This is a genomic window from Terriglobales bacterium, from assembly GCA_035567895.1.
Lineage (GTDB): Bacteria > Acidobacteriota > Terriglobia > Terriglobales > Acidobacteriaceae > Gp1-AA112.
This window is the reverse complement of sequence record DATMPC010000066.1, coordinates 38,662-47,702: the sequence shown is the minus strand read 5'-3', so window position 1 is coordinate 47,702 and position 9,041 is coordinate 38,662. Positions and strand designations below refer to the sequence as shown.

5 protein-coding genes are annotated in these 9,041 nt (G+C 56.1%); 3 read left to right on the top strand and 2 right to left on the bottom strand.

The features are described 5' to 3' along the window. Positions 1–179: 179 nt before the first annotated feature. The gene (locus tag VNX88_14425; protein HWY69863.1) at positions 180–1,286 is read right to left on the bottom strand and encodes a LacI family DNA-binding transcriptional regulator; all 1,107 of its coding nucleotides are present in this window, start codon (positions 1,284–1,286) and stop codon (positions 180–182) included. A gap of 463 nt (positions 1,287–1,749) precedes the next feature. Here VNX88_14425 and VNX88_14420 point away from each other — a divergent pair, with 463 nt between their 5' ends. Further along, positions 1,750–5,319, top strand: coding sequence for a TonB-dependent receptor (locus VNX88_14420; protein ID HWY69862.1), 3,570 nt, complete (start codon positions 1,750–1,752; stop codon positions 5,317–5,319). Positions 5,320–5,346: 27 nt separating this feature from the next. Then, positions 5,347–6,885 (top strand): hypothetical protein, encoded by a 1,539-nt coding sequence (locus tag VNX88_14415; GenBank protein ID HWY69861.1) that lies wholly within the window; start codon positions 5,347–5,349, stop codon positions 6,883–6,885. A 106-nt stretch (positions 6,886–6,991) separates the two neighbouring features. Here the strand turns inward: VNX88_14415 and VNX88_14410 are convergent, their stop codons facing one another. Beyond that, positions 6,992–8,269, bottom strand: coding sequence for a glucoamylase family protein (locus tag VNX88_14410; protein HWY69860.1), 1,278 nt, complete (start codon positions 8,267–8,269; stop codon positions 6,992–6,994). Between the two features lie 265 nt (positions 8,270–8,534). Between VNX88_14410 and VNX88_14405 the strand changes: the two genes are divergently transcribed. Beyond that, the gene (locus VNX88_14405) at positions 8,535–8,834 is read left to right on the top strand and encodes a hypothetical protein (protein ID HWY69859.1); all 300 of its coding nucleotides are present in this window, start codon (positions 8,535–8,537) and stop codon (positions 8,832–8,834) included. Positions 8,835–9,041: the final 207 nt, after the last annotated feature.

Sequence of the window (9,041 nt, the reverse complement as noted above, 5' to 3'; positions counted from 1 at the left end):
TGGACTCCGCTTCGTGACCGAAAATCTTAAATCGGTTGCCCGAAACCTAAATAGCTAACTCCATCGAGAAACACAACCGCAGCGGCTAAAGCCTGATCAATCCGAAACTTCAAACGGCACGGCTGAAGCCGGTGCCCTTCCTAAGACTAATTTGGACAGCCCTGCAGCATGCTGCGTCTCTACCTTGCCTTGCGCGCCTCAGCCGCTGCGATCTCTCGCAATCCCTCAAAACTCTCGATCGGCGGAGCCGCCGTCGACTCGCGCACGATCAATTCCGGCTCTACGGCGATCACTTTGTGATGTTCCGTGCCGCGAATTCGTTTGAGCAGCGTCTCGGCGGCGAGTTCGCCCATGCGACGTAATGGTTGGCGGATCGTGGTGAGGCGCGGGTTCTGGAAGGCGGCGCTCTGGATGTCGTCAAAGCCGATCACGGAGACATCGGCTGGGACTTTCATTCCCGAATCGAGAAGCGCGCGGATGGCGCCGATGGCGGAGATGTCGTTGAAGGCAAACATCGCGGTGAAGTGGCGGTGCTTTGCCAGCAAGGACTTGGTCACGTCGTATCCGGGCTCTGGGGTAGGGGAATCCGCCTGGAGCTGTGTGACCAGATTGGGATCGATTGGCAGGCCCAGCTTGCGCGCGGCGTCGCGGATCGAAGACCAACGTGTCTCGGTATCAGAGCTGAATGGCTGGCCCTTGATGAAGGCAATGCGCCGGTGTCCGAGCTGCAAGAGATGTTCGAGGGCGAGCACTGCGGCACGACGGTGGTCGAGTACTACGTTGGTGATGCCGGGCATCCGGCGATGTCCGGAGACAACGGCTGTGGGAACCTGCGGGATAAATGGCAGCTCCGTGGTATCGACGGCGATGATCCCTTCCACCAGGCGATCCATAAACAGCCGCGGATATTGCTCGAGCAAATGCGTCTTATGGCGATGACTGACCACAAAATAGAAGTAGCCGGCCTGGAGCAGATAGTCCTCGATGCCGGCCAGCACCAGCGCGGCATAGCCTTCGCTTACTTCAGGGACGAGGACGCCGATAGTAAACGTCTGCTGCTTGCGGAGAGAGCGGGCGACAAAGTTGGGACGATAGTTGAATTTGGCGGCAGCGGCGAGAATGCGTTTTCTTGTCTTTTCGGGAAAGCGCGTTGCCCTGGGTGTCGAGTTCAACACCATCGAGACAGCGGCGGGGGAGAGTTTCAGATACTTCGCGAGACTGCTAATTGTTACAGGCGCATTCTGTTTGGGCTGCGCGGTTCGTCGTGTTTTCTTTCGGCGTTGCATGTGTGTGTGATCGGTGCCGGTCACTGCTCAATTTGCTAAGCCTGTCATCCTGAGGCCCGATGTTAGCCGAAGGATCTCCCGGAATATGTCGGACTTGATTGTCGCATCCTGGCCTTAGGCCAACGATTATCGTGTAAGAGCCAGGACGCAGCAATTACGTTCTACATATTCCGGGAGATCCTTCGGCTAACATCGGGCCTCAGGATGACAGTCGTTAGAGGGCAATTCCATTGTGAACACTGTTGTAATGTTTACAAAACTTGCGCCCAGCAGATTTGGCGCCGCTGCATTAGGCCACGTTCCCTCCTGAAACACCAGCCCACACTTTTGTCGCCCCCGGCTTGACTTCGATTGTGCACCAGTGCTAAAAGTTGCCGTTTCGGTTAATCGTTTAACCAAAATACGTAGTTCCTGATTACGAACCTACGCGTGAATTAGCTTCGCGTCCCTCCGGAGGTTGAGAATGTCCCGTTTGCGTACGATCTTTTTGGCAGCGATTTGCCTCTGTATCTCCGCCCCTGCTTTTGCTCAGTTCAACGGCTCGATTCAAGGAACGGTACAGGATACCTCTGGCGCCGTGATTCCCGGTGCAACTGTGACTGTTACTAACCAGGCGACGGGGGTGGCGGCCACGGCAACCTCAGACTCCTCTGGTCTTTATCGAGTCGACCACCTGCCGCCGGGGGCATACACAGTGAACGCAAGTGCGACCTCCTTCAGCCCGGTTACTAGTGGCGTGGTGCAGGTACAGGCGGAGTCGCCGCGGGGATTGAATCTCACAATGTCGGCAGGACCGGCAACTGAGCAGGTGACAGTCACCGGCGGAAATGATCTGCTTCAGACCGAGACGGCCAATAACCAGGCAACGATCGGCACACGCGAAGTGTTGGAGATTCCCGAACAGGGACGCGACCCATACGAGCTTCTACGAACCATTCCGGGAGTATTTGGGACTGGAGCGCGTTCCGCCAATGGGAACTCCGCTAATCTTCCGCAGCAGGTGGGGCCAGGGCAGTCAAATAGTCAAATCTTCCAAACAGAGAATCAGGTTCAGGTAGTGGCGAATGGCCAGCGCGTGAGCGCGAATCACTATCTTGTCGATGGCGTTCAGGTGGACAGCCTGGGGAATGGTGGCGCTGCGGTTATTACGCCTAACCAGGAATCAGTGTCGGAAATCACTGCGGTGGCTGGAAGTTTCGATGCTGAGGATGGTCGCAACTCCGGACTCATCACGAAGACAGTTTCCAAGAGCGGCACAAACCGCTTGCATGGAAGCGGAGCGATCCTCTTTCAGGACCCGGGTTTCAACGCGTTTAACAAGTTCTACGGTCCTACTCCGGCAGCCGGAGCGAAGCCGATTACCTGTAACAGCGGCACCACTCAGTTCATGATCGTCGCCAGCCAGTGTCCGGAGAGAAGTGAGCAGAAGTACCGCCAGTTCGCGGGCAGCGCCGGCGGACCAATTATCAAGAACCACTTATTTTTCTTCTTCTCCTATGAAGGTGTGCGCCTGCACAACACGGTGCTGCAGCGTTCGGTGACCCTGGAAACTCCGCAGTTCGAACAGTACGTAAAGTCGACAAATCCGAACAGCCTCGCGGCGAAGATCTTCGGCCTGTCGGGAATTGCGCCGCGCATTTCGAGCACAACCAAGACGGTGGACTGCTGCTCGCTTGATGGCCGCGCGGTAGGTACCTGGTATCAGCCCGGAACAGCAGTTGGGCAGGCAATTGGTAATGGGCCGGACGGGATTCCCGATTGGGGAGTCTTCGATCTGCGAATCCCAAACAGCTCGAACGGCAATCAGTACAACGGGCGCATGGATTACAGTGCGGGCAAGAACCAGTTCTTTTTTGGGACTTACTACACGTTGCTCGATAACCTAAACGGTGCTGTGCGGCCGACCCAGGATATCGCATTTTCACCCGACAACTGGACAGCCGCGATTGGCTGGACCCGCGTTATCAGCAACTCACTGCTGAACGATGTTCGGGCAAACGTCACCCGCTTCGCCTTCAACCAGGAAACGAGCAGCGGGACGACTAACTTCGGATTGCCGCAAATCGGCATCTTCGATTTCGATGCGAATGGTTTTGGTGACCAGAGCCGAAACGGGAACTTGGGAATCATTGCTTCCGGCACCACTCCGGGCAAGTTGGCCGAGAACACTTACGACTTCAGGGACACACTCACCTGGGTAATTGGCCGCCATGCTCTAAGACTTGGGGGAGATTACATTCGGGAACAAAATAATGACGATGAATCCGGTTTTTCTCGTCCTTTCTATCAATTCCGCGGACTACTGAATTTCGCGAACGATGCATGCTGCTTCAACGAGCAGGTGGGCGTGAATCCGCGGACCGGCGGACCTGAAAATGGCTTGCGCCACTTCCGAACCAGCGACTATGCGGTCTTCGCCCAGGATACGTGGAAGATGCGGCCAAATCTGACCCTCACGCTGGGTTTGCGATGGGAATACTTCACGCCCCTCAAAGAAACAGACAATTTGCTGACGAATTATGTCTTCGGAGGCGCGACAACAGGCGCGGGTGGTCTGACCTGCATTAATTACTTCCCAACCGCATGTTCCGGTAGCGTAAGACCGGCGAACGAGTTGTACAACGCTGATCGCAACAACTTCGCTCCCAAGCTCGGTTTTGCCTGGAGTCCGTCCGGTGGTGGAGGCAATCTTGTACTGCGCGGGGGATTCGGCATCTCCTTCAACCGCGACATGGGAATTGTCTTCTCCAACACTCGTCAGAACACTCCTTTCACCGCGGCGGCGCAGGCCTGCTGTTTCTTCGATCCTGGACGGATTCAGGGTCCGCCACCGGGCTCGAACATTCTGTATGCCCTGGGCTCGAGCAACTCCGCATTCAGCTTCCCCGCCAATCCCGGATTGGCATTTGGTGTGGCCCCGGATGGCGCGCTGTGCGGCAATCCGGCATGCACAACGACCACGAAAACGGATCTATTTGCCTCGTTGCCGGATGAGCCGAATCCGTATGTGTACTCCTACTCTCTGGAGATGCAGGAAGGATTTACAAAATACGACGTGCTGAAGATCGGTTATCACGGCAGCCGCACTCGCAAGCTGGTGCGCACGATCGACGTCAACCGCATCACCCCAGGCGATACTTTCGACGGCAATATCGATGAGGTGAAAAACAAGAGTGCGAATGGCATCGCGTGTGGTGCATCGAATCCAGCGTGTCCAACGCCGGTGGCGGTTGGCAACAATCGCTTCGGCAGAGTCTTCTTCCCGCTTCCCGATGTGAACGCGAGCTATGACGCACTGATTACCAGCGTTACTCATCAACTCAGCCATGGTGTCAGCCTCTCGGGCTCGTATACCTGGAGCCACACCATCGATACCGCTTCGTACGACATCGGCGGCCAGCAGTTTGAGCCGAGCAATCCGATATTGAACAAATCGGACTCGGACTTCGATTCGCGGCACTACTTCCAGTTGGCTGCGGTATGGGACTTGCCGATCTTTCGTGGGCGGCATGACACCGTAGGCACGCTGTTGGGCGGTTGGCAGATAAGTACCATCGCCACTCACAACACCGGCTTTCCCTTCACGGCGGCGATCGGGAGCTGCAACACTTCGGCAGACCGCAATGGCGACAGCTTCTGTCCGGACTACCCATTCGCTTACTTCGGCGGCGCGATTCAGGATCCGTCGAAGCAACAGTTCATCAATGGCATATTCCCGAATCCGAAGGCCGAGTTCGACGTGACCACACCAGGTCCTGGCTGCCGCTGTCGCAACCTCTTCCGCGGTCCGGGCTACTCTGACATTGACTTGTCGCTGGCAAAGAGCTTTTCGTTCGGGAAATTGCCTTTGGTCGGCGAAGGCGCTCGCATACAATTCCGCGGCGACGCGTTCAACGTCTTCAACATACTAAACCTGTCGAACTTTGCTCCGGCTACGGCTCCAACTGACATCATTAACACGGGCCAATTCGGGAAGGCGAACAGCGCGTTTGCCGGCAGAGTGATCCAGCTTCAGGCAAAGATCCAGTTCTGACGGATTCTTTTTAATGGGGCGGCAGATATGATCGCCGCCCTACTTGTACTCATGAACAGGCACGTGACTACAAAACTGCTTATCCCTCTATTACTACTCGTTGCGGAGACTGTCGCCGGGCAAGAACAGCCTTCGAATCCGGCGAATGAGCTTGTGCGTGTCGATCTCTCTGCTCCTACTACTCCATTTCCGCATTTCTGGGAACAGATGTTCGGCGCGGAGCGCGGTAACGTCTCGATGCGTGAGAGCTATCGGCGTGATCTGGACTGGACGCGGGAGATCACTGGATTTAAGTACGTCCGTTTCCACGCCATCTTTCACGACGAGAATGGCGTGTATGACGAAGACGCGCAGGGCAATCCGGTCTACAACTTTTCTTACGTCGATCAGATCTATGACGGGCTACTGGCGCATGGAGTGAAGCCGTTTGTTGAACTGAGCTTCATGCCGAAGAAGCTAGCTGCTTCTCCCGTGCTGCATGCCTTCTGGTACAAGTTTTCTCCCGCGCCGCCAAAGGATTACGGGAAGTGGGATGCGCTGATCACGGCCTTTACACAGCATCTGGTCGAGCGCTATGGCCTGGATGAAGTAGCGCAGTGGTACTTCGAAGTTTGGAATGAGCCCAATCTCGACTTCTGGGCAGGCGAACCAAGACAATCGACGTATTTTGAGTTGTACGATCACACCGCGCGGGCGGTGAAGGCCGTGAGTCCGCGATTGCGTGTCGGCGGTCCTGCGACGGCGCAGGCGGCATGGGCTGAGCCTTTTATTCAGCACGTCGTGAAGGCCAATGTGCCTGCTGATTTCTTTTCGACCCACGTTTATGCCAATGACAAAGCCGAAGACGTCTTTGGCACGCACGAGAACATCCCGCGCGACCAGATGGTTTGCCGCGCGGTAAAGAAAGTTCATGACGAGATTAAAGCCTCGCCGAAGCCGAACTTGCCGCTGATCTGGAGCGAGTACAACGCGAGCTACATGAATGAGCCGCAGATCACCGATCAGGTCTTCATGGCTCCTTGGCTTGCCGACACCATTCGCCAATGCGATGAGCTAGTCGACGTTATGTCGTACTGGACCTTCTCTGACGTTTTTGAGGAACAAGGCGTGGTGAAAACGCCTTTCTACGGCGGATTCGGAATTATTGCTGCCGGAGGATTGCCTAAGCCGGCGTTCAACGCTTTCAAGGTCCTGCACTTGTTGGGCGACCAGCGGCTGCCACTTAGTTCCAATATGGCACTAGCCTCTACCAAAGAAGGTAAACCGGTGCTCGCCGCCTGGAATCTCGTTTTGCCCGGAGCTACCGGAGCAGCGAAGAGCGTGACGTTTCAGTTTTCCGGACTTACCGGAAGGCACATTGCCGTGATCTATCGTGTCGACTCTACTCATGGATCTCTGCTGGACGCGTATGCGCAGATGGGAAGTCCGAAGTACCCGACGCGCTCGCAGATTGTGACGCTGCAACGAGCTGCGGCGCTGCCCGAGCCTGAGCGTCGGCAGATTACAGACAATCAATTGAGTTTGGATTTGCCGGCCCAGAGTTTGGTGGTGGTGGAAGTGAAGTAGGTATCGAAACAGGCACCGAGAAGAGCGCACACGAAGGTCACGGAGGCAACTTAGAAGGTCACAAAGAATCTTCGTGACCTTTGTGTCCTTCGTGTTCACCTTGTTTTCAGTGCTGTTCTGACCTGAATCCCACCGCTTTCATCGCTCGCATAATCTCTTCGTTGCGCATAAACACTTTCCACAGGCCCTCGTTGCGCAGATTCTCGGCCATCAGGAGCATGATGCCCTGATCGATGCCGAGGACCTCAGGATCATACCATCCCGTTTTGGGATTAAAAGCGTCGACGAATCCGTAGCGCGTCCAGGCCTTTGGATATCGGTCGAAAATGGTCTTAAGAACAAGCTTGCAGTCATCAGCAAGGAAGACCAGTGATCCTCCCGCTGCGCAGGGAACAACGCTGCCGTCGATGGGTCCCATTTCAGGCGGACCTCCCCACACAACATAGCCGTGCTCGGAGTCGGAGGCGGTGATTCCCCACAGCTCGTCGCTGTACCAGGGATACTTGTCGCGCAGGCTCAGGCAGAAGCGTCTGTGAGCGAGGGTGGCAATCCGGGAATTCTCGAAGTAATCGGCGTGAGTGTCTCGCTTGTGACGAAAGTCGATCCAGGCATGGGCTGACTGATGAATGAATAGAGGCGCTGGTGCGCTGATGTAGCGCAGGTCGCCGTATTCGTAGATGGGTCGAGTCCAGGCTTCCCAGGAAGACGGCGGAATGGGATGCGTCGGGGATCCGATCGCCAGGAGATACATCCCCTTCAACTCGGAATATGAATCCCAGCGGGACGGAAGAAAGCCGATTTCGGGCTTGAATCCGTGATCGAGTGTTTCGCCGCTATTCAGCATCCACTTCCAGTCCACACGCGCGTAGATCTCGGTGGCGAGTTGGCGGATCGGCTTGGAATCGAAGTAGGCGCGCGTGTGCAGGACCCCAAGCAGCAACAGTGCCGTATCGATGGACGAAATCTCAGAACGGAATGCGCGCTCGGCCGTATGCATATCGACGAAGTGATAGAAGAAACCGTGCTCGTGCGGCATGCGGCGGGCCAGAAATTCAAGTGTCTGCTGCACTCGACTCTGCGCTTCGGACCGTTTCAGGAAACCGTTGGCATGGGCGATGCACATGCCGCTCAGGGCAAAGCCAACTGCTGCGATGCTCGAGACCGTGTGCGTGTCGGGTCCGGTATGCCGGGCTCGGTCTTTCACCAGTCCGGTTGCCGGATCAGCTTGTTCGTACAAAAAGAGGCACGCACGGCGCTCGATTTCGACCAGAAGGTCATCGACGGTGTCGCGCTTCCTTGAATCCGCGCCTAGGTGTGGCAGGAGAAGTGAGTAGCCAAGGCCGCAAAGGCTGCTGCGGAGAAAATCGCGCCGGGTAAAGGGCATGGCAGAGGAACTAAATCAGCTGCGGCCATTCCGATTCCCATTCGCGCTGGAAGTCAACGCAGTTCAGGGTGAATCGGAAGCGTCTTCCCAGTCTAACAGCGTGAAAGCTGATCACCTCGAGGGGCCAGGGGAGCTTCAAGGTGTTTTCGTGCTCTTGCCACGTGGATTTCATGACAGCTTGGGCGAAGCGCGCTGCGATAATCTTCTCCGGATTTGATCTCGCATAAGCCGAGCACACGATATCGCCAGTCGCGTCTACCTCGAAATGGCGAAGGACGTAAACGCGATGCTGCTCCAGGGCGAAATCGGCGAGGTTTTTCATCGCGAGCGTATGTGCCGCACTTACTTCCCATCTTTGCACGCATTTGTGAGCACGAAAGTCCAAGGGAAACGCGGCAAGCAACAGCAATGGAGAATCACCGGTAAGGCTGTGCGGACGACCGCACAGCTGGTTGTGCAAGAGACACCGCTATCTCCCAGCCTGGGTCCGAAGAGCCGGGAGTTGGGTTTGGATGGCTATCCCCGGGACCTGAAGCACCAGCAATTCCCGGTCGGCCAACAGTAGAGCAACCTCTATCCACAAGAGCAGCTTAGGGTTAACGACATCCCAGCCAAATATGAACTGAGCACCAACTCGACTGTTGGCCCTGATTCGTACTCGTCAGCAGGGTACGTCTAAAGTGCGTAAATGCAACAAAAAAGGCTTTGAGACGGGGGCTGCAAACAGAGCATCCAAAGCTATAATCGCATTGTGAGCGGCGGCCTATCGCGC